Below are 17,438 nucleotides of genomic sequence, written 5' to 3' on the forward strand. Positions count from 1 at the left end.
TGTTCTATTAGATGTATAGCAGATATCCTGGACGGGTGCTGCTGACTCTGGATCTCGACAGCGAGGCTCCGATCTACCTGCAGATCCGCGACCGGATCGTGGAGGCGATCGCCGAGGGCGACCTCGCCGAGGGCGACGCGCTGCCGTCCACCCGGCAGCTCGGCGCCGACCTCGGCATCAACTTCCACACCGTGAACAAGGCCTACGACCTGCTCCGCGCGCAGGGCCTGATCCGCATCAACCGCAAGAGCGGCGCGGTGATCCGCCGCGACGCCCGGTCCGGTCCCGCCGAATCCGGGTTCGCCGACGAATGGCAGGAACGGCTCCGCACGCTGCTGGCGGAGGCTGTCGCGCTCGGGCTGGACGCGGACGAGGTGACCGCTCGCTGCGGCTCGGTGCTCGAGTCTTTCCGTGCGAAGGCGTCGTCGTGACGTCGTCGGTTTTGCTGGATCTTGCGGTGATCGCCCTGCTGGCCACCGTGTTCTGGGCGATGCCCGCGCTGACGCGGCCGACGCTTCCGTTCGGCGTACGGGTGCCGGCCGCGCGCATCGCCGAATCGGCGATCGTCCGCGCGCACCATCGTTACGCGCGCGGAGTGCTGGTGGCCGGCACGTTCGCGTTCGTCCTGGTCGCGTTCGCCTCGGCCGGACTGCGCTGGGAATCGGCGGCCGCGTTCGCGGTGCCGGTACTCGCGGCTGCTTGCTGCGGCCTCGGCTACCTCGCGCACCGCACGGTCGCTGCCGCGAAACGCTCCGGCGACTGGTATTCCGGCACCCGCCAGGCAGTCGCGACCGATACCTCCCTGCGCACCGACCCCGTCCGTCCACAGTGGATTTTCCTGGCACCTGCGGCGGTGCTGTTCGGGATCACGGCGGCGATCGGGGCCTGGCGATACGGCGAGCTGCCCGCGACCTTGCCGACGCCGAACGGAGTGATCGTCGACGTCGCCCGGCGCAGCGAGACGACGGTCGGCCACGCCTTCGCGACCGTCATCGCGCAGCTGCTGATCACCGTTCTCGTCGGCTTGTTGGGGATCGCCCTCCCGCGCGCCCGCCCGGAACTCGACGCCGCGCAGCCCGCTGCCTCGGCGGCCCGGTACCGGGTTTACCTCGCCGGCGTGCTGCGGCTGTTGTTCGGCACCGCCGGGTGCGTGACCGCGAGCCTGCTGGTGGCGTCGCTGGAAGTATGGGAGATCGTCCCGGCCACGACCGGCGTGACTGTCGTCAGCTACCTTCCGCTCGCCGTCGCTTTGGTTGCGTGGGTGGCCTTCACGTTCCGGGTCGGCGACGCCGGGCATCGGCTGCCGTCTGAAGAAGAGGATTCCAGCCGCGTACAGCGCGACGACGACCGGTACTGGCACCTGGCGGGCCAGGTCTACGTCAACCGCGGCGACCCGGCTCTTCTCGTGCACCGGCGTGCGGGCGTCGCCTGGACGCTCAACCTCGGCCACCCGATCAGCTGGGCGATCCTCGCCGCACTCGCGGCGGTGGTCGCGCTGGCCGGATTCGGCGTCGTCGAACTGCCTTCCCGTGGCCGCTAGCCTGGTTCCTTCGACGGCGAGGGGAGACCGGGATGTCCGAAGAGCTGACCACCGCGGAGCTGTTCGACGCGATCGGCACCAGGTACGAGGAGGCGTTCGGCCACCGACCCGTGGTGGACGCGGCCGTACGCGAGCTGATCGAGGTGCTGCCGCCGTCCGCGCGGGTGCTCGACATCGGCAGCGGGACCGGCCGTCCCGCTGCTGCGGAGCTGGCTGCCGCCGGACACCGGGTGACCGGGATCGATGTGTCCGGAGAGATGCTGCGGATCGCGCGCGAACAGGTGCCCGGGGCCGAGTTCGTGCGGGCTGACGTGCGGGAATGGGAAACCGCGCCGGGGACGTGGGACGCGGTGTGCGCGTTCTTCTCGTTCGTGCAGCTGTCGAGGGCCGAGACGGAGCAGGTCCTCGGCCGGATCGCGGGCTGGCTCGCCCCGGGCGGAAGGTTCGCGCTGGTGACGGTGCCCGCCGACATCGAGGACGTGCCGATCGAGTTCCTCGGCCACTCGATCCGGGTCACGAGCTTCTCGGCGGACGCACTGGCCGACCGGGTGCGCGCGGCCGGGTTCGAGGTGACCGGAACCAGGGCGGAGAGGTTCGCGCCCGGCAAGCCGGGAGCGGAACCGGAGGAACACCTGCTGATCTCGGCCCGCAAACCCGGTTGAGCGAGCCGGGAAAAGCGCGCCGGGTCAACGGGGGCGTGAAATAAATTCAGCGGCTCGCGTCCCGCGCACGAAAACGGGGCGGCATTTCCGCGCGGCCGGGTGAACACGCCGGAAACCGCGCGGAAAATGCCGCCCCGTCCGCTCTGTGCGGCCGGTTCTCTGGCCAGACTAATAAATCTCCGCTGCGACCTGGCGATTCCTGGATCAGCGCGGTTCGCTCGCCTCAGCCGATTCGCGTGTCGGCCGCAACGGTCGGTTCGCGCGGATCGTTTGCTGCGGCTCCTGACTCGCGTTGTTCGTTTGCCGCTCCCGGCCCGCGGGCTGTCCAGGGTGGTCGATTCGCACGGTAGCTTGCCGTGGTGCCTGGAGAGCGCGGGTCGCTCGCCGCGACCGACCGGCGGACTGCCTGTGGCTACCGTTCGTGCGGCTGGTCCGCAACGTCCGGCCTGAGGTTCCCGGCTGGCTTTCTTCCTTTGCTGCCAACGATTTCCGCGGCTGACCGCGGTTGCCGCGTGCGCCGTTCGCTCGCCGCGGCTGTCCGGCGGACGCGCCCGGCACGGGGACTCAGGCCGGAACAGTCCTTGCTACTGCTGGTTTCCCCACTGCTGCTCGCCCTGCTGACCGCCTTGCTCGTAGCCGCCCTGTTCGCCCTGTCCGTAACCGCCCTGCTGGCCGCCCTGTTCGAAGCCCTGCTGCTGGCCGCCCTGCTGAAAACCGCCTTGCTGGCCGCCCTGCTCGTGGCCGCCCTGGCCGAAACCGCCCTGCTGGCCGCCTTGCTGACCCTGCTGACCGCCCTGGTCGAAGCCGCCCTGGGGCTGCCCGCCGCCTTGTTCCTGGCCGCCTCGCTGGCCGCCGCCGAAGTTTTCCTTCAGCTTGTCCGCGCCCTGGCGGATCTGGTCGCCGTGGTTGCCGCCGGTTTTCTCGTCGGCGAATTCGGCGGCCTTGTCGATGCCCTCGCCGACCTTGTCCTGGTTGTTGCCCGCGAATTCCTGGATCTTGTCCTTGGCCTGGTCGAAAAAGCTCATCGAAATCCTCCTTGATCTATTCGTGACACATGGATACCAGCCGGGTACCCGGCTGACGCGGCGGCGAGACGCCAGTCCCCGGTTCGGGTGAGGTGCGGCGCCGGTTCTGCCCGGGTCGGGGCACGGGTGGGTTACCCCACACGCCCGGACGCGGGCCGGACCGGCCGGTAGGGTCGCCGCGGCAGGGGCACCGGAGCCGAGGAGGACATGTGGCGGGACCGTTGAGCGGGCTGAAAGTCGTCGAACTGGCCGGGATCGGGCCGGGGCCGCACGCTTGCATGGTGCTCGCCGACCTGGGCGCGGACGTCGTCCGGGTGGAACGGCCCTCCGGCTCGCTCGACCTCAGCGGCGGCAAGCCGGACCCGCTGCTGCGCGGCCGCCGCTCGGTCGCGGCGGACCTCAAGACCCCCGAAGGCCGCGACCTCGTGCTGCGGCTCGCGGCGAAGGCGGACGTGCTGATCGAGGGTCTGCGCCCGGGCGTCGCCGAACGGCTCGGCGTCGGCCCGGACGACTGTTTCGCGGGCAATCCCCGCCTCGTCTACGGCCGGATGACCGGCTGGGGCCAGGAGGGCCCGCTCGCCCAGCGCGCCGGCCACGACATCAACTACCTCGGCCTCACCGGCGTGCTGCACGCGATCGGCCGCGCGGGCGAACGGCCGGTGCCGCCGCTCAACCTGGTCGGCGATTTCGGCGGCGGCTCGATGTTCCTGATCGCGGGCGTGCTCGCGGCGCTGTGGGAATGCGGCCGGACCGGGCGCGGCCAGGTCGTGGACGCGGCGATGGTCGACGGCGCGAACGTGCTGTCCCAGATGATGTGGGCCTTGCGCGGCCTGGGTTCGTGGTCCGACGAGCGCGGCACGAACCTCCTGGACGGCGGCGCGCCGTTCTACGACACGTACGTCTGCGCGGACGGCCGTTACGTCGCCGTCGGTTCGCTCGAACCGCAGTTCTACGCGGCTCTCCTGAACGGCCTCGGCCTCGCTGCGGAAGACCTGCCGCCGCAGCTCGACCGCGACGGCTGGCCCACGCTCCGCGCCACCTTCACCCGCGCCTTCCTCAGCCGGACCCGCGACGAATGGGCCGAGGTCTTTGACGGCACCGACGCGTGCGTCACGCCGGTCCTCGCGCCCGACGAGGCGCCCAAGCATCCGCACATCGCCGCACGGTCAGGCCTGATCACGGTGGACGGCATCGTCCAGCCCGCTCCGGCGCCGCGGTTTTCGCGCAGCACAACGGATGTGCCTTCGCCGCCGCCGGTCCCGGGCTCGCACACGGAAGAGGTGCTGGCCGACTGGGAGTCGTGAGCGGCGCTGCCGGTGAGAACCCGGATGCGCACTCACGACCCCCGACGCATACCCGCGCGGGACAGGCGCGCTGGCGCGGGGAGGCCGTGGCGCAGCAGAAGAGTCACGAGCGCCTGAGCCGCACCGGCAGCGTCACGTGCCCGTTGGTGATGAACGACGGCACCGGCTCCAGCTTCTCCCCGGCCACTGCCAGCGCCAAGTCCGGGAAGCGCTCGAACAACGCGGGCAGCCCGAGCTCCGCTTCCATCCGGGCGAGCTGTGCGCCGAGGCAATAGTGCACGCCGTGCCCGAACGCGAGCGCCGACTTGTCCTTCCGGGACAGGTCGAACTCGTTCGCGTCCGGCCCGTGGTGGTTTTCGTCGCGTCCGGCGGGGCCTAACGACGCGAGGATCGGGTCGCCCGCGTGGATCGTCGTGCCCTCGACCTCGATGTCCTCCCGCGCGAACCGCAGCGGCAGGTGCGAAAGCGGTGCCTGCCAGCGCAAAGTCTCGTCCACGACGTCGGACCAAGTGCGCGTTCCGTCCAGCACCGCACGCAGCTGCGCGGGATGCGTCAGCAGCGCGGTCACGGCCTGGTCGAGCAGGTTGACCGTCGTCTCGTGCCCGGCGGTGATCACCAGGATCAGCGTGTCCACCAGTTCCGCTTCGCTCAGCCGGGAGCCGTCGGAGTCGCGGGCGGTGATGAGCGCGGTGGCGAGGTCGTCACCGGGCTCGGCGCGCCGCTGGGAGACGAGGTCGGCGAGAATCCCGTACAGCAGTTCGACGTTCGCGGTCGCTTCTTCCGAGGTCGCCGACGTCGCGAAGATCCCGGCCACCGCGGTGCGCAGGCCCGGCCGCGCTTGCTCGGGGACGCCGACCAGCCGGCAGATCACCTCGATCGGCAGCCGGTAGCAGTACCGGTCGCGCAGGTCGGTTTCCGCCGGTCCGGCTTCGAGACCGGCGAGCAGGCCGTCGACGATTTCGGCGACCACGGGGCGCAGCGCGGCGATCCGGCCGGGCGCGAAAGCCTTCGACACCAGCGAGCGCAGCCTGCGGTGTTCGTCGCCGTAGGCGGTGAACATGTTCTGCACCGAGACCCAGATGTTCAGCGACCACTCGGAGGTGATCTCGCCGTCGCGGTAGGCGGGCCAGTGCCGCCGGGCGTCCTTCGACACGCGCGGGTCGGCGAGCAGGCTGCGCAGCAGCGGCAGGCTGGTGACCGACCAGGCGAGCACGCCGCCGGGCAGTTCGACCACGGTCAGCGGTCCGCGTGCGCGAAGCCGGGCGCCCTCGCCGTGGACGTCCGGCGCCGCCGGGTCCAGCACGAAAGGGGTGACGGCGTGATCCATGGGGCGCTCCTCGCGGCCCGATAGTCCACAATGGACTGACGATGGGGGAGGTGTCCGTTGCGGCCACCGGGTCCGCGGCAAGCGTAGCGCGGCTAAGGATCGTTCTGTCCGGCTTGAGGGGTGGTCCGGACCAGGCCGGGGAAGGGGTTGACGTCAGCCGTCGGCGCGCTTGCGGTGCAGCGAGAACCGTTCGAACACCGACAGCTCGCCGGTCGGTTTGTTCACGTTGTAATAGGTGACGTGCATGGTCGTCGTGCCGCCCGGACGATGCCCGGGGTCCACGGTGAACGCGGCGAACCCGTAGGGGTGGTCGAGGTCGCGGACCGCGCTCCACACAGCTTTTTCGCGCACGTAGGTCGGTTTCCGCTTGCCCGTGGCCGGATCCCGTTTGTCGGCGACGGCGGTCAGCACCTTTCCGGTGCCGTCCTTGAAGAAACTGCCGTTGGTGGTGCCGGAGACGCCGCCTCCGCCGAGAATCATGTGCACGGTGCCGTGCGTGGCGTCGATGTTGTCGGTCGCGTCGGACACCGGATTCGGCGTGAGCGTCTCGCTTTCCGCGACGACGCCGTGCACGGCGAGGGAACGCTCGTAGTCGTGCTCGTGCCCGCACAGCACCAGGTCGACGCCGTAGCGGTCGAACAGCGGGCCGTACTTCTCGCGCAGGCCCAGGTCGGCGCCGTTCGCGTCGGACGTGCTGATCATGACCTGGTGCATCGCGACGACGATCCAGTCCACGTCGCGCGACGCCCGCGCCGCGGCCAGTTCCTTCTCCAGCCAGGCGAGCTGCCGTCCGCCGGAGTAGCCGTTGACGTAGACGTCGCCGCCGTCCTGCAGGCAGTTGTCGTCGTTCTGCAGCACGATCACCCGCACCGAGCCGACGGTGAAGCCGTACCAGAGCCCGGCGAGCTCCGGGTCGGTTTCGGTGGAGGGCAGCTGGAAGTACGCCTGGTAAGCGTCCATCCCGATCGCGCCGTTGCGCTTCTCGATCTCGTGGTTGCCCGCGGCGGGCATCCACGGCCGGTACCGCGCCGAGCGGGTGTTGTTGGTGAAGAAATTGTTCCAGGTGCGCACGCGGTCGACGTCGAGGTTGGCGTAGCAGAGGTCGCCGTTGAGCAGGTGGAACAGCGGCGCGACGGTCTCGATGCCGGTGACGATGTCCTTCGTGGCCGGGGTCGAGAAGAAGTCGAGCGCGGGCGCGCCCTTGAGATCCCAGGTGACCTGCGGCGCGGACTGGTCGCCGAAGCTGGTGAAGGTGAACGCGGACCTCCCGCCGGGCGCGGTGCGGAACGTGCCGGCGTCGGGCGTCGCGCCGTCGTGCTGGGCGACGTAGAGGTACTCGGTGTTCGGGCACAGGCGGTTGATCTCGGCGTGGTGCACCCAGACGGTGCGGTTGGAAGCGCCGTCGAGGTAGGTGCGGGTGACCGCGGGCGCGTACGAGCCGAAGCCGTCGTCGAGCGTGCCGTAGAGGACGCGGGGACGGCGGACCGGGCCGTCGGTGAGCCACGAGACCACCATCTGCCGCGCGGGATCGCGGCCGAACGTGAGATGCAAACCCTGCACCGGTGTCGCGCCACCGCCGGGGGTTGGCGCAAGGGCGGCGGCGCTCGCCGTACCAGTGCCGAGCAGTGGTACGGCAGCGCTCGCACCCATGAGACCCAATGCTCCTCGACGGCTGACGGTGTTGGACATGACGGCCTCCTCCGGCTCCAGGCGGAAGCGAAGCTATGCTGGCCGCGCGGCCCGTCGATGAACGGCGGGCGTCCGGCGCGTGAAGTGTCTTCGCGCCGCGTTCCGGTTCGTTCCCTTTGCCGGGAAACGGTTTCCGGAAAGTCCTAAGTGGAGTGTCCCGGCTTTCCCGGATCGATTCAGAACAGTTCTGCTAGCCTCCGTGGTGACGTGCGGCTCGCCGTGGTGCCGCGTTGCTGCCGGAGCGCTTCACGGAGCGTGCGCGAGTGCTTCGGCTCGAACCTCCGAGGAGCGTTATGACAGGCATCGTCCGGGTCCGGGGCCGTGAGGTGCTCGACAGCCGGGGCAACCCGACGGTCGAGGTCGACGTGGTGCTGGCGGACGGGTCGGTGGGCAGGGCGGCCGTGCCGTCCGGGGCCTCCACCGGCACGCGCGAGGCCGTCGAGCTGCGGGACGGCGACGCGAAGCGGTTCCACGGCAAGGGCGTGCGCAAGGCGGTCGACGCGGTGAACGGCGAGATCGCCGATGCCGTGACCGGCATGGAGGCCGAGGCGCAGGCCGACGTCGACCGCGCCCTGATCGCCCTCGACGGCACCGAGAACAAGGCCCGCCTCGGCGCGAACGCGACGCTCGGGGTCTCGCTGGCGGTGGCGAAGGCGGCCGCCGCGGCGAACACGCTGCCGCTGTACCGGTACGTCGGCGGGGTGTACGCGCACCTGCTGCCGATGCCGATGATGAACATCATCAACGGCGGCGCGCACGCGGACAACCCGATCGACTTCCAGGAGTTCATGATCGGCCCGGTCGGCGCGGAGACGTTCGCCGAGGCCGTGCGGATGGGCTCGGAGGTGTTCCACACGCTGCGGAAATCGCTGCACGAGGCGGGGCACAACACGAATGTCGGCGACGAGGGCGGCTTCGCGCCGCAGCTGGGGTCGGCCGACGAGGCGCTCGAGTTCGTGGTCCGCGCGATCGAGAAGACCGGGTACGAGCCGGGCAAGGACATCGCGCTGCTGCTGGACCCGGCGGCGTCGGAGTTCTACCGCGACGGCGTCTACGACTACACCGGCGAGGGCCGCAAGCGCAGCATCGAGGAACACGTCGCGTACCTCACCGAGCTGACCGAGCGGTTCCCGATCGTCTCGATCGAGGACGGCCTTGCCCAGGACGACTACGCCGGCTGGAAGCAGCTGACCGACGGCATCGGCGACCGCGTCCAGCTCGTCGGCGACGACCTGTTCTGCACGAACGTCGAGATCCTGCGCGACGGCATCAAGCGCGGCATCGCCAACTCGATCCTCATCAAGGTCAACCAGATCGGCACCCTGACCGAGACGCTGTCCGCGGTCGACACCGCGCACAAGGCGGGCTACTCGGCGGTCATGTCGCACCGTTCGGGCGAGACCGAGGACACCACCATCGCCGACCTCGCGGTGGCGACCGGCTGCGGCCAGATCAAGACGGGCTCGCTGTCGCGGTCCGACCGGACGGCCAAGTACAACCAGCTGATCCGCATCGAGGAGGAGCTGGGCACCGAGGCTCGCTACGCGGGCTGGGACACGCTCCGCTGAGCTTGGGCGGCCCGGGCTTTTTCCTTGCCCGGGCCGCCTTTCTCTACTTCTTCACCCGGAAAACCATCGCTGCGGCGGTGAAGGCCGCACTCACCCAGAACGCCGCCCGCGCATGCGCCGCGTCCACCACTACGGCCCCCGCCACCGCAGGCCCGACCACTGCGCCGAGGTTGAACGCCGTAGTCGCGATCGCCCCAGCCACCCGGGGCGCTTCCTCGCTGGCAGTAGTGACAATTTTGGCGATCAGGGCGGACCCGACGCCGAACGCTGTCGCCCCCGTGAGCAACGCGGCTGTCAGAAGCCCCGGAAGACTCTGCGCCGCGAAAAACGCCGCCACCCACACGACGGTCAGCACTGCCGCGCCCGCTTTGAGAATCTTCGGCCCCGCCTTGCCGGCGACCGTGACGCCGACGAACGACCCCACTCCGAACACCGCCAGCACGACCGGAACCCACGCCGTTGACGGGGACATCGTGCCGAGGTAAGTGAAGGCGGCGAACGTCCCGCCGTTGACGAGAATCCCCTTGACCACGGTCGTTACGACGCGAGGCTGGGCCAGGACCCGCCACTCGCGATACACCGGGCTTGTCGCTGGCGGGTCGTCGAACGAGGTCGTCGCCAGTGCCGCGGCAGCCACCGCGGTGATCGCGGCGATGGCCCAGAACGCGGCCTGCCACCCGGCGTACTGCCCGAGCACCGTCCCGGCCGGAACACCGACGATGCACGCGAGCGTGACGCCGGACAGAAGCACGGAAGTCGCCCGCCCGACGGTGTCCGACGGGACGAGCGCGGGCAGAGACGCGAGTGCCACCGCGAGAAACCCGGCGTTGGCGAACGCCGCGACGGCGCGGGTGACGAGGAGGAGCGGGAAGTCGGTCGTGAGGGCGGCCGTGACGTGCGCTGCGCTGAAGAGCCCGAGGAAGGCGAGGAGGGCCAGCTTGCGCGGCAATTTGCTGCCGAGCATCGCGAGCACGGGTGCTCCGACGACCATTCCGGCCGCGAAGAGGGACGTCAGCAGCCCGGCCGTGCCGAGGGAAACGCCGGTGTCGGCGGCGATCTGGGGGAGCAGCCCGGAGAGGACGAACTCGGACGTGCCTTGTGCGAAGACCGCGCTGGCGAGGAGGAAAAGGATGGGAGGCAAGACTCGGCTCCTGGCTGGTGGCGTCTGCGGACGCCAGGGAATGGGACGGTTTCGCGGGCGGAGTGAGGCGCGGTGGGCGTGCGGCAGCTGCGCGTTGGCTTGTGCCTGCGTGTGTCAGCCGTGGGTTGGCTTGCCGCACTTGCGCGGACAGGCTTTGCCGCGGCGTGGCTGGGCTTTCGACCGAACACGGCGGTGCCGAGCGTGCTTCGCCAGCGGTGCTGCGGCGACGATCGGATTCACCCTCGACGCGGCTGCGCCGAATGGCACCGGTGCAGTGAATACGCCGGTCGCTGTGCGCAGGCTTTGTCGTGCCGCGGCGCTTTTAGCCCAGCGACACCACTATGGCGAGCATGCTTCGCCAGCGACGCTGCGGCTTCGCCGTGACGCGTCCGCTACCGGCACGCTTTGCCTGGGGCGTCAGAGACTTCACCATGACGTGGCCGTGCGCAGGTTCCGCATTGTTGTGGCCCAACGTTGCCGTTGGCGCGGTCGCTCGTGCACGGTGCGACTGCCATGCGCATAGACGCCGGTCAGAACCGGTGCAATCGCGCACGAGAAACTGTTCGAGGCACGGTCGACTGCGCGGTGTCTGTGGTGAAGCTTCCGCCGGTCAGCCCGGCCCGGGAGCGAACCCCGGCACCCGTCACTCCGCCGCCCAGCGTTGCGGCTGGGCGGCTACCGTCTGTTGGCCTCCGGCGACGTCATATCCCAGACTTTACCGTGCCGCACTCAGGAAGTCGCGTGCGATACGCCCGGCTGGCGATGCCGCGCGGGTGCGCGGCTCAGCACTGGGGTGGAAACCGCGGGGGCCCGGATCCGGACCCCCGCGGCGGCTGAAGGGAGTAGCTGGGCAAACACGGCTCGGGCAAAGGCATCGCGAGCAAAGTCGCGGAAGAAGCAGTGCGGCGGCGGGAGTTAACAGGGGACTCGCATTCGGGCCGGGCGACTGGCGAAGAACGGCTCAGGGAAGCGGAATTCGGCGGCGCGACCGCGGGAGAACGGGGCGGCGGTGAGGAAATGAGGTGCGTGCGCAGATCGGCCCGACAGAAAAAGTCGCGGGTTTCGGCGGTGCCCACTCGGAAGGAGACCCGGGTGGCAGCCGGAATCAGGCATCGAAAGGAACCCGTCGGCCGAACACGCCAGCGAAGGAAGCCGGTGCGGAACCCCCAAGGCCCGCACCGGCAACCCCCAAGCCTCAGCAGAGCGGCGCGACAGGACCGTCCGAACCGGTCTTCACGTACGTGTCCGAGATGTAGTGGCCGGGCCCGATGCGGTCCCAGATCTTGCTCGTCCCGAACTTCCCGGTCACGCTGTCCCCGTTGACGTAGCACTCGATGTTCACCTTGGCGTAGTTCGCCGCCAGGCCCTTCACCGACGAGGACGTGTGCGCGCCCGACCGCACGTTCACCGGGTCGCCCGCCGTCTGCACCAGACCGCTCGCGGCGGCGGAGCCCGTCCACAGGTAGGTGACCTTCACGTTTCCGTTGTCGCCAAGGCCGACGCCCGAACTGAACGTGCCGTCGGCCAGGTCGATGCCCGCGGGGTTGCCGACTTTGTACCCGAGATCGTCCCGGCCGCCGTTGTAGCCGTTGTGGTAGGCGGCGTAGGCCTCGGGCTGGCCCTGCGGCAGGTCCTTGTACTCCGCGCGCACCGAGGACGGGTTCCAGTAGTCGTCCTTGGTGTTCCACGGGCCGACGTCCCAGACCGGCGCGTATTCGCAGCGGCTGTTGTCCGTCTTGCACACTCGCACGGTGTAGTTGCCGGTTCCCTTGGGCGACAAGGCTTTCCCGGAAGGCAGCGCGACGAAGTGGTCGTTGCTCGCGATGACGTGGCCGTTCGCGGTGGTGTGGCCGGCGAGGCCTTCGCGGGTGGCGTAGATCGTGTAGGTGAGCGGGGTGGCCGCGGCGACGGCGTTCGCCTGCGGGGACAGCGAGCCGGTCAGTTCGACGTCGCGCACGGTGGGGCGGGCGGCGGTGGTGCTGGACAGCGTGATCCTGGTCTGCACGACGCTCACCGCGCGGGGGAGTGCGGTGCCGGCGGGGGTCCATTCCGTCCAGTCGTCGGCGCCGGAGCGGCCGCGGACGTCGACGTCCACCGAGGTGCCTTGCGGGGCGTCGGCGGAGACTTCGGCGGCTACCCGGTTCACCGGCGCGGGCAGGCGTCGTTCGGCGGAGAGCAGGTAGCCCTCGCTGCCGGCGGCCTGGTCGGCGGGTCTCCACGCGGGATCCCGCAGCGTGAGCGTGCCGCTGGACGCGGCGACGTTGACGTCGTCACCGTCCACTGAGGACAGATCGGCGCGCCACGCGCCGGAGGCCTCGGCGGCGCTCACGGGCGTCGCGACTGCGGTGACCGCCCCCGCGGCGAGCAGCGCGGCGACCGTGCGCCGGAGCATCACTTTCCCGACCACGACGGATCTCCCTTCACTCGTCCGAATCGAACTGCCGGGAGTGTCGGAGGGATCCGTACACGATCCATACAACGATCTCGCTCGGTCGTGTACCGAATGCGGGAGGTTGACAGCGGCGAGTGACCGTAGTTAGCTTTGGTGACAAAGTTAATTTAGGGGCAAAGGGAGTGGTGGATGACCATCCTGGTGACGGGGGCGCGCGGGAATGTCGGGAGCGAGGTCGTCCGGGCGCTCCGCGAGGGCGGGCATGAGGTGCGTGGATCAGCGCGTGACGCGACCGTGCTGGAGCTGCCGGACGCGGTGTCGCTGGATCTCACGGCCGAGGCCGGATTCGAGGGCGCGCTGAGCGGTGTCGAGGCGATCTTTTTGTATCCGACCCGGGCACGAGGGGCGGTGAATTTCCTTGCGGCGGCGAAGAAAGCAGGCGTGTCCTACGTCGTGCTGCTGTCGTCGCCGGACGTCTACGAGGGTGCCGCGGACAATCCGATCCGGCGGGCGCATCTGCCCGCGGAGGCGGCGGTGGCGGAGTCCGGACTGCCGTTCACGGTGCTGTACCCGGGCTGGCTGATGGGCAACACCCGGCGCGACTGGGGCGCGGCGATCCGCGTGGGGGAGCCGGTGCGGCTCTTCTCTCCGGAGTCGCAGTTCACGCCGACAGCCGAGGCGGACGTGGCCGCGGTCGCCGCGAATCTGCTTACGGAGCGTAGCTATCCGGGGCGGCGGCTGGCGCTGACTGGGCCGGAATCGATGACGCAGCGTGCGATCGTCGAGACCCTGGCGGAGGAATTGGGTCGCTCGATCGAAGTGGTGACCGAAACGCGGAGCGAGGCGCTGGCACGGCGTCCGGAGTGGATGCCGGAGGCGGTACTGGAGCACCTGATGGACGTGGAGGAGGCGGCGGTGGGCCGAGCGGCCCCGGTGAACAACACGGTGGAACGGTTCGCGGGACGCGCGACGTCATTCCGCGAGTGGGCGCGGGCGCGCAAAGACGATTTCGCCCCGCGGTAATAGTCCAATGTGGACAGAAGTCACGCGGGCTTCCAGGAAACCGCGGCGGGCCGCGTCTGGGATTCGCACAGGTCCCGCACCGCGCGCAGCACTTCCTCGGCGGAAACCTCGCTCCCGGACGGCTGCGGGAAGTGCGCGCCCTGAAGACTGAAGTAGTCGACGGGATCCTCGCCGGAGCCGTCCGCGGGCAGGTATGTCTCGCCGTTTTCGTGCCACGCCAGGCTTCCCCGCGTGCCGCGCAGGCCGGCGACCAGGTACGGGGTCCGCGGCTTCCGGCCCGCGTACAGCCACCAGACGACCCCGGCGTCCGGCACGGGCGGTTCGGCGGCGCGCAGGGCGGAGAGCACGTCGTCGGCGGCCGTCTCGGTGACGTCGTACCCGGTCCGGCGACGGGCGTCTTCGATGCTCGCCATGGTGCGCTCCGCTCGTGAAGTGTCCTGATACTACTCGGTGCCGATCGGCGAGCGACTTGTGGAATGGCCGGCGCGGAGCCGGGCCGCGCGCAGGGTCAGATAGCGCTGCTCGGCGGTGTTTCCGGTGCGGGCGGCGGCCGCGGTGTAGTGGCGGATCGCTTCCTCTCGTTGACCGGCCAGTTCCAGCAGGTGCGCGCGGGCGGCGGCGAGGCGGTGGTGGCCGGGGAGCCGGTCGTCGAGCCCGGCCAGCATCGCGAGCCCGGCGTCCGGCCCGTGCACCATCGCAGTCGCGATCGCGCGGTTGAGCGTTACGACGGGGTTGGCGGTCAGCGCTTCGAGCCGCGTGTACAGCGTGAGCACGCGCGGCCAATCGGTGTCTTCAGCCCGCAGTGCGATGTCGTGCGTCGCGGCGATCGCGGCCTGCAGCCGGTATTCGCCGATGCCGTCGCGGGTCAACGCGGCGGTGACCAGCGCGACGCCTTCCCGGATTAGCGAACGGTCCCACTGCGCCCGGTCCTGGTCGGCGAGCGGGATGAGGTCGCCGTCCGGTCCGGTGCGGGCCGGCCGGCGGGCGTCGGTGAGCAGCATCAGCGCGAGCAGTCCGGCCGCTTCGCCGTCGTCCGGCAGCGCGGCGTGCAGCAGCCGAGCGAGCCGGATCGCCTCGGCGGACAGTTCGGTGCGGTGCAGGCGGCGTCCCCCGCTGCTCGTGTATCCCTCGTTGAACACGAGGTACAGCACGTGCAGCACGGACCGCAGCGACGCCTGCCGCTCGTCGGCGGAGGGCATCCGGAACGCCAGGCCGGACTTCTTGATTTTCGCCTTCGCCCGGCTGATCCGTTGCGCCATCGTGGTTTCCGGCACGAGGAACGCGCTGGCGATCTCCGCGGTCGTCAGGCCGCCGACGGCCCGCAACGTCAACGCGATCGCTGACGCCGAGGTCAGCGACGGGTGCGCGCACAGGAACAGCAGCGTCAGCGTGTCGTCGCGATCCGGCACGTCGGCGGCCCGCGGCTCGGCGGCGACCGTGTCCTCGCGCCGCCGCCGGGCCTGGTCGCTGCGGAAGCTGTCGATGATCCGGCGGCTGGCGGTTTGCAGCAGCCAGCCGCGCGGATTCTCCGGGATCCCCTCTTCCGGCCAGTGCTGCACCGCGGCGAGGAGAGCTTCCTGCGTCGCGTCTTCGGCCGCGCCGAAATCGCCGGACCGGCGCACGAGGACGGCGAGGACCTGGGGCGCGAGCGTGCGCACCAGGTCCTCGACCTCGGGCTGCGACATCACACCTCCGGCGCGCTCATCACCTGGCGCACCTCGATCGGCACCCGCAGCGGCGCGCCTTCCGGACCCGGCGCGGCGGAAACCCGGGTCGCGATTTCCAGCGCCCGCGCCTCCGATTCGACGTCCACCACGCGGTATCCGGCCAGCAGTTCCTTGCCCTCCGGGAACGGCCCGTCGGTGACGACCGCGCCGCCCTTGCCGTCGGCCACCACGGTCTTCGCCGCTTCCGGCCCGGCCAGGCCTTCCGCCTCGACGAGTTCCCCGGCCTCGGTCAGCTCGGCGTTGAGCACGTGCTGGAACTGGATGTGCGCGCGGATGTCCTCCGGAGCCCACTCCGGCAGCGCAATGTCGCAGCCTTCGCCCTGGGCGTAGGTCTGCAGCAGCATGTACTTCGGCATAACGTTTCCTCCAGCGTCCGGCTCGCCGCTTCCGGGCGGGCTCACCAAGGGAACGGAACCCGCGCGCCGTCCTCGACACGCACCGGGGACATCTTGCCGGGCGGATCTCCGGAACGCGGGCAAACGGGGTGGGGTGAGTCTCAGTGCCCGGGACGCCCGGGCGGCCTAGCAGTTAGGTTGCGGGAAGCAACTCACCTGGAGGGAACCGTGAGCACGACGACCTTCGCCGCGGTGTCCGCGGTCAAGCAGCGCGGCGACACCGAGTTCAGCGTCGATCTCAGCCCGGCGTGGACCATCGGCGGCCGCCCGAACGGCGGCTACCTGCTGGCCACGATCGCCCGCGCCGCGACCGTCGTTTCCGGGCACCCGGACGTGCTCGCCGCCAGCGCGCACTACCTGCGTTCGCCCGAACCGGGCCCGGCGGAGATCGAGGTCGAGGTGCTGCGCACCGGCCGGACCGCGACCCAGTTGCGCGGACGGCTGCTCAAGGACGGCGTGCCGCAGGTCGAGGCCCTGCTGACGCTGGGTGTCCTCGGCGAGGCCGAGCCGTTCTGGCAGGACGGCGTGCCGCAGCCGACGTTCGGGCCGTTCCCGGAGGAGCCGTGGGGCCCGGACGTGCTGTCGTCCGGCATCCCGATCGCGATCCGCGACGAGATCGACGTGTACTTCGACCGGCCGCTCGCCGACGGGCCCAGCGGCCGCGGCGAACTGCGCGCCCTGCTCGCGCTGCCCGGCGACGAGCCGTTCGACCCGGTCAGCCTCCTGTTCGCGGTCGACGCCCTGCCGCCGGCGACCCTCGATGTCGCGCCTTCCGGCTGGGTTCCGACGCTCGAACTGACCGCGTATGTGCGGGCGCATCCGGCTCCCGGCCCGGTGCGGGTGCTGCACCGCGCCCACCTCATCGGCGACGGGCGGGTCGACGAGTCCTGCCACGTGTGGGACAGCGCCGGGAGGCTGGTCGCGCAAGGTACACAGCTGGCCGGAATCCGGATCGGCTGAGCCACGCGGGTTGGTCCGTGAAGGGCCCCTTCACGGACAGTCGGAGGTCGTGAGGGGAACCCTGAGGGGACTGAACTGCTCCCCGGGAGTTGGACTGGGAATCGAGTTCCGGCTTGCGGGGAGTGTGTTGGTTGTATTCGTGCAGTTCGTTGTCTGAGGGGCAGCGGGAGGCTGCTGTGGCGTTGTTCGAGGCCGGGCACGGTCGCAAGGCGGTCGCGGCCCGGTTGGGCGTGTCGGCGACGGCGGTGCAACGCTTGCGTGATCGTTGGACGCTGCGGAGCGCGGGGGCGCTGATGAACAAACCGGACCGGCGGTCGTTCGCGTTCGAGTTCAAGCTCGGGGTCGTGGCCCGCTATGTCGGCGGGGAGGCGACCGCGCTCGAGCTGGCGCGCGAGCACGACCTGTCCTCGCCCAAGCTGGTCGAGTCGTGGGCGCGGGCGTATCGGCGCGACGGCGAGGACGCGTTGCGGCCCAAGCGGAAAGGCCGACCGGCCAAGCCTGTCGACCCGGGCGGGCCGGGCGAGCTGGAGCGGTTGCGCGCGGAGAACCAGCTGTTGTCGGCGAAGGTGGCCTACCTGGAAAAATTGCGGGCCTTGAGGGATCAGGGGCGAGGGTGAAAACCCAGGCGGACCCTGTCATGATTTCCGTGTAAGCCACGGATGGTTTCTTCTTTTATTCTAGTGGA

Annotated in this window: 16 protein-coding genes; 8 read left to right on the forward strand and 8 right to left on the reverse strand. The window is 70.3% G+C overall.

The window, feature by feature from the left end; all coding sequences use genetic code 11:
• Positions 1–35 precede the first annotated feature (35 nt).
• The 3 genes from ACFORO_RS08040 to ACFORO_RS08050 are packed head-to-tail and all read left to right on the forward strand — an operon-like array spanning position 36 to position 2,202.
• Complete coding sequence (locus ACFORO_RS08040) at positions 36–431, forward strand: GntR family transcriptional regulator (RefSeq protein ID WP_377870629.1); 396 nt, start codon at positions 36–38, stop codon at positions 429–431.
• Positions 428–1,540 (forward strand): DUF1648 domain-containing protein, encoded by a 1,113-nt coding sequence (locus tag ACFORO_RS08045; RefSeq protein WP_377870628.1) that lies wholly within the window; start codon positions 428–430, stop codon positions 1,538–1,540. The genes ACFORO_RS08040 and ACFORO_RS08045 overlap by 4 nt, the downstream gene beginning before the upstream one ends.
• A 32-nt stretch (positions 1,541–1,572) precedes the next feature.
• Positions 1,573–2,202: a class I SAM-dependent DNA methyltransferase gene (locus tag ACFORO_RS08050; protein ID WP_377870627.1), complete on the forward strand. Its 630-nt coding sequence runs from the start codon at positions 1,573–1,575 to the stop codon at positions 2,200–2,202.
• Positions 2,203–2,786: 584 nt separating this feature from the next.
• Here ACFORO_RS08050 and ACFORO_RS08055 read toward each other — a convergent pair.
• A complete protein-coding gene (locus ACFORO_RS08055; protein ID WP_377870626.1) occupies positions 2,787–3,227 on the reverse strand; it encodes an antitoxin in 441 nt (146 codons plus the stop codon).
• 209 nt (positions 3,228–3,436) lie between these two features.
• On the opposite strand from ACFORO_RS08055, the gene ACFORO_RS08060 reads away from it, so the two are divergent.
• Positions 3,437–4,531: a CaiB/BaiF CoA transferase family protein gene (locus tag ACFORO_RS08060; protein WP_377870625.1), complete on the forward strand. Its 1,095-nt coding sequence runs from the start codon at positions 3,437–3,439 to the stop codon at positions 4,529–4,531.
• Positions 4,532–4,634: 103 nt separating this feature from the next.
• On the opposite strand, the gene ACFORO_RS08065 is transcribed toward ACFORO_RS08060, so the two are convergent.
• Together ACFORO_RS08065 and ACFORO_RS08070 are read right to left on the reverse strand one after the other, a co-directional pair.
• Positions 4,635–5,858, reverse strand: coding sequence for a cytochrome P450 family protein (locus ACFORO_RS08065; protein ID WP_377870624.1), 1,224 nt, complete (start codon positions 5,856–5,858; stop codon positions 4,635–4,637).
• A gap of 153 nt (positions 5,859–6,011) precedes the next feature.
• Positions 6,012–7,547 (reverse strand): purple acid phosphatase family protein, encoded by a 1,536-nt coding sequence (locus tag ACFORO_RS08070; RefSeq protein WP_377870623.1) that lies wholly within the window; start codon positions 7,545–7,547, stop codon positions 6,012–6,014.
• Between the two features lie 293 nt (positions 7,548–7,840).
• On the opposite strand from ACFORO_RS08070, the gene eno reads away from it, so the two are divergent.
• Positions 7,841–9,115, forward strand: a complete 1,275-nt coding sequence (eno, locus tag ACFORO_RS08075; RefSeq protein ID WP_377870622.1) for a phosphopyruvate hydratase — start codon at positions 7,841–7,843, stop codon at positions 9,113–9,115.
• 43 nt (positions 9,116–9,158) lie between these two features.
• Here eno and ACFORO_RS08080 read toward each other — a convergent pair whose 3' ends face one another.
• Both ACFORO_RS08080 and ACFORO_RS08085 read right to left on the reverse strand, forming a co-directional pair.
• The gene (locus ACFORO_RS08080; RefSeq protein WP_377870621.1) at positions 9,159–10,256 is read right to left on the reverse strand and encodes an MFS transporter; all 1,098 of its coding nucleotides are present in this window, start codon (positions 10,254–10,256) and stop codon (positions 9,159–9,161) included.
• 1,195 nt (positions 10,257–11,451) lie between these two features.
• A complete protein-coding gene (locus ACFORO_RS08085) occupies positions 11,452–12,663 on the reverse strand; it encodes a hypothetical protein (protein ID WP_377870620.1) in 1,212 nt (403 codons plus the stop codon).
• Positions 12,664–12,837: 174 nt separating this feature from the next.
• On the opposite strand from ACFORO_RS08085, the gene ACFORO_RS08090 reads away from it, so the two are divergent.
• Positions 12,838–13,671, forward strand: a complete 834-nt coding sequence (locus ACFORO_RS08090) for an SDR family oxidoreductase (RefSeq protein ID WP_377870619.1) — start codon at positions 12,838–12,840, stop codon at positions 13,669–13,671.
• 20 nt (positions 13,672–13,691) lie between these two features.
• Here ACFORO_RS08090 and ACFORO_RS08095 read toward each other — a convergent pair whose 3' ends face one another.
• The 3 genes from ACFORO_RS08095 to ACFORO_RS08105 are packed head-to-tail and all read right to left on the reverse strand — an operon-like array spanning position 13,692 to position 15,754.
• Positions 13,692–14,084: an Imm1 family immunity protein gene (locus ACFORO_RS08095; protein ID WP_354744505.1), complete on the reverse strand. Its 393-nt coding sequence runs from the start codon at positions 14,082–14,084 to the stop codon at positions 13,692–13,694.
• 30 nt (positions 14,085–14,114) lie between these two features.
• Positions 14,115–15,356 carry an RNA polymerase sigma factor gene (locus ACFORO_RS08100; protein WP_377870618.1) on the reverse strand — a complete coding sequence of 414 codons (1,242 nt, stop codon included), beginning with the start codon at positions 15,354–15,356 and terminating at the stop codon, positions 14,115–14,117.
• Positions 15,356–15,754 carry a YciI family protein gene (locus tag ACFORO_RS08105; RefSeq protein ID WP_354744501.1) on the reverse strand — a complete coding sequence of 133 codons (399 nt, stop codon included), beginning with the start codon at positions 15,752–15,754 and terminating at the stop codon, positions 15,356–15,358. Before ACFORO_RS08105 ends, ACFORO_RS08100 begins: the two co-directional genes overlap by 1 nt.
• Before the next feature lie 207 nt (positions 15,755–15,961).
• Between ACFORO_RS08105 and ACFORO_RS08110 the strand changes: the two genes are divergently transcribed.
• Together ACFORO_RS08110 and ACFORO_RS08115 are read left to right on the forward strand one after the other, a co-directional pair.
• Positions 15,962–16,753 carry a thioesterase family protein gene (locus ACFORO_RS08110; protein WP_377870617.1) on the forward strand — a complete coding sequence of 264 codons (792 nt, stop codon included), beginning with the start codon at positions 15,962–15,964 and terminating at the stop codon, positions 16,751–16,753.
• A gap of 122 nt (positions 16,754–16,875) precedes the next feature.
• Positions 16,876–17,370 carry a helix-turn-helix domain-containing protein gene (locus ACFORO_RS08115; RefSeq protein WP_449224224.1) on the forward strand — a complete coding sequence of 165 codons (495 nt, stop codon included), beginning with the start codon at positions 16,876–16,878 and terminating at the stop codon, positions 17,368–17,370.
• Positions 17,371–17,438 lie beyond the last annotated feature (68 nt).

Origin of the sequence: Amycolatopsis halotolerans (genome assembly GCF_042647905.1) — a bacterium.
GTDB classification, from domain to species: Bacteria; Actinomycetota; Actinomycetes; order Mycobacteriales; family Pseudonocardiaceae; genus Amycolatopsis; species Amycolatopsis halotolerans.

Bases quoted from the DNA above. Each gene is read 5' to 3' on its own strand.
- ACFORO_RS08050 (WP_377870627.1), top strand. From the start codon at position 1,573: ATGTCCGAAGAGCTGACCACCGCGGAGCTGTTCGACGCGATCGGCACC.
- ACFORO_RS08055 (WP_377870626.1), bottom strand. From the start codon at position 3,227: ATGAGCTTTTTCGACCAGGCCAAGGACAAGATCCAGGAATTCGCGGGC.
- ACFORO_RS08065 (WP_377870624.1), bottom strand. From the start codon at position 5,858: ATGGATCACGCCGTCACCCCTTTCGTGCTGGACCCGGCGGCGCCGGAC.
- ACFORO_RS08070 (WP_377870623.1), bottom strand. From the start codon at position 7,547: ATGTCCAACACCGTCAGCCGTCGAGGAGCATTGGGTCTCATGGGTGCG.
- eno (WP_377870622.1), top strand. From the start codon at position 7,841: ATGACAGGCATCGTCCGGGTCCGGGGCCGTGAGGTGCTCGACAGCCGG.
- ACFORO_RS08090 (WP_377870619.1), top strand. From the start codon at position 12,838: ATGACCATCCTGGTGACGGGGGCGCGCGGGAATGTCGGGAGCGAGGTC.
- ACFORO_RS08095 (WP_354744505.1), bottom strand. From the start codon at position 14,084: ATGGCGAGCATCGAAGACGCCCGTCGCCGGACCGGGTACGACGTCACC.
- ACFORO_RS08100 (WP_377870618.1), bottom strand. From the start codon at position 15,356: ATGTCGCAGCCCGAGGTCGAGGACCTGGTGCGCACGCTCGCGCCCCAG.
- ACFORO_RS08105 (WP_354744501.1), bottom strand. From the start codon at position 15,754: ATGCCGAAGTACATGCTGCTGCAGACCTACGCCCAGGGCGAAGGCTGC.